Here is an 805-nt window from a genome sequence, read left to right on the forward strand (position 1 = left end):
TTTTCATGACCGACGCGTTCTCCTCTGCCTCCTCTGCGGAATTCATCCAGGCGAGCCGTGTATTGCGGATTGTCTCGCCGCTGGGCGAGGATCAGTTGCTGCCGGAGCGGGTGGTGATTGAAGAAGGTGTCAACCGCCTGCTCGAGATCAGGGTTTCGGCGCGCTCCAAGAAGCCGCAGGTCAAGCCGGAGGAACTGATCGGCAAGCTCATGGACGTGTCGCTGGAGATATCCCAGGGCAATAGCGATGCGGCGTCTGCCATTCGCCGTCCGTTCAACGGCTTGGTGACGGAGCTGAATGAGGGGCCGCCGATCACCCGCGGCCTTCGCGCCTATTCCATGGTGCTACGACCGCAGATGTGGCTGTTGTCGCGCCGCTCCGATTGCCGCATCTGGATGGACAAGACATCGCTCAACGTGCTCGAGACCCTGTTTTCCGAGCATGGCATCCCCGCCCCTGATACATCCGGTGTTATCTCGCCACCACCGTCACAACACTACAGCGTCCAGTTCAACGAGACGGATCTTGCCTATCTCACCAGGCGGCTGGAAGAGGACGGGCTGTTCTACTGGTTCTCCCATGAGGATGGCCGCCACAAGCTGCATGTGGCGGATGGTGCCTCCGGCTGGCTTGGCCCCTCACCGTCTGCACAGGGCGAAGGACGGGTGCGGCTGGCGCAGGGTTCGTCAGACCGCAACCACATCCACGAATGGCAGCGTCATTTCGCTTACGTGCCCGGCAAGCGCTCCGGCGGCGACTGGAACTTCGAGACGCCGTCCATGGTGCCGCGGGCAGAGACGCCCTC

Annotated in this window: 1 protein-coding gene; it reads left to right on the forward strand. The window is 62.2% G+C overall.

Translation table 11 applies throughout. The features are described from left to right. Nucleotides 1-5: 5 nt before the first annotated feature. Nucleotides 6-805: type VI secretion system Vgr family protein (locus tag E8M78_RS16205; RefSeq protein WP_137136038.1), on the forward strand; the 800-nt coding region annotated here is incomplete at its 3' end.

It is taken from the genome of Rhizobium sp. FKY42, assembly GCF_005222835.1.
Taxonomy (GTDB): Bacteria; Pseudomonadota; Alphaproteobacteria; order Rhizobiales; family Rhizobiaceae; genus Neorhizobium.